The sequence below is a fragment of the Mesorhizobium sp. Arg314 genome (assembly GCF_053714275.1).
The window spans coordinates 1-1,606 of record NZ_JBSKBP010000158.1 but is presented as its reverse complement, the minus strand read 5'-3'; the positions used below and the strand labels follow the sequence as shown (position 1 = coordinate 1,606).

General features: G+C 57.3%; 2 protein-coding genes. One reads left to right on the top strand and one right to left on the bottom strand.

The window, feature by feature from the left end:
* Positions 1-687: hypothetical protein (locus ACWGS9_RS34790; protein WP_454509430.1), on the top strand; the 687-nt coding region annotated here is incomplete at its 5' end.
* Between the two features lie 613 nt (positions 688-1,300).
* Here the strand turns inward: ACWGS9_RS34790 and ACWGS9_RS34785 are convergent.
* Positions 1,301-1,441, bottom strand: a complete 141-nt coding sequence (locus tag ACWGS9_RS34785; protein ID WP_454509429.1) for a hypothetical protein — start codon at positions 1,439-1,441, stop codon at positions 1,301-1,303.
* Between the last annotated feature and the right edge of the window lie 165 nt (positions 1,442-1,606).

Below are 1,606 nucleotides of genomic sequence, written 5' to 3'. Positions count from 1 at the left end.
ATCCTGCAATGCCAAACCCGCGATCTTCCTCATTCAACAAGTCAGATCAACGGCTTGCGCATAGTTCACGGGCGACTCTTTAGCGGTGACAGTATCGCTCTCTGCAATCCTCACACTGGAGGAATTGATCGCCAGATCCCTGTCCAGCTAACTGTGATGCGCAACAGCTTCCAATTGGAAATGCATCGTCGTTGTGCAGACGTGTTGCAGGCTACGAAGCCCGATCTCCTGTGTCCCGGCCACGGGCCCCTGATTGAGATGAATGACTCAGAAATCGCCGAGTATATGGGCTATATCCAGCGGAAGGAGACAGCTTTCCGCGATGTGGTAAGCGAACCCGCGGACCATTTCATTGATCTTTTTTGGGCGCGAATGCTGCCATATGTTTCAAAGGCAAGCCCGAACAGCGAAGTCACATACACTGTCAGGATCCGAAACAACCTGAATCGCAACGCCCTCTATGAAGCTCGCCTATTGCCGGCATTTGGTTGGCGGCCGCACGCCGAAGTGCAAGGCGTCACGCTTGCACCGGCAGAGCAAGGCGACATATTTCTCCGGGCGACCGCACCATCGCGTGAGGATTCAACCCGCAGGCTGTTGGTTGCCGAGGTTTTTATCGATGGCGTGTCGCAGGGGCCCATCTGTGAAGCGCTCGTCACAATATCCAGCGGGCATCGTGGGTCGTGAGTTCCCTGCCAAGCGACCGATCGAGAGAACGGCTTTCAGACTGGGGCGACGCAACCTTTTGACTGGGTCCTTGAGCCGTCTTGGCGATAGTCGATGCGATAGCTTACCTGGCCGGGTTCGAGACATATCTCTTCAGTTGCAGCGACCGCGGAGGTGCCACTGCTCTTCGCGCCGGGCGACGCATCTACTTCTGTGTCTCGCGCCTTCCCATTGCGGGTTCTCCGCCTTGGCGCACCTCGTATCCTGTAAGCAGAGGTGGGATAAGTGCGCGCTCGTGATCCACCCTCCCCGCGCGGGGCGCCAGAGGCCGACGTCAACGACCTCATTTCCTTAAGTCGCACGATTCATTGAACAGCAACAAGCGCGGTCTCCGATATAAAGAAAAACCTGCCGCTGCCGCTTTTCCAGGAATCTGGATCGCAATTGCAATGCCAAAGACGTTGGATCGGCATGGTGGTGGTTGTCAGGATTTTTGTAGAAGCGCAAAGGTGAGTCGTTCGCCCAGTCCTGACCTAAGTCGTTGAGCGGATCATGTGCCCGACAAGGCAAATGCGCATCGCTGGGCAGAGAAAGACACCCGCCCAGTGAATTCGCGCGCCGGGTACGCCGTGAGTCACAAGGCATGTTTTCCGGCGATTGGAAGACTGCGAAACATGCGCAGGAGCTTCTGCAGGTTCGGGCTGTGATGCCCGAACGGTGCACGACGGAATTCACCTGCCAGTGCAAGTGCCTCTGAGGGATCAGCAAAGTTCATGAGGTCTCACCTGGCCTGAGCGGCTGCCTTTGCGGGAGCAAGCTCGCTCTCGAGCGCGACGTCGATCGATTCGTCGATGATGCCCAGGGCTTCGTCGACGAGCGCATCCGTCAGGACCAGCGGGACAAGGAAGCGGATGACGTTGAAGTGTCGGCCGGCCGATGC

Coding starts and splice junctions, on each gene's coding strand:
- ACWGS9_RS34785 (WP_454509429.1), bottom strand. CDS start 1,441: ATGAACTTTGCTGATCCCTCAGAGGCACTTGCACTGGCAGGTGAATTC.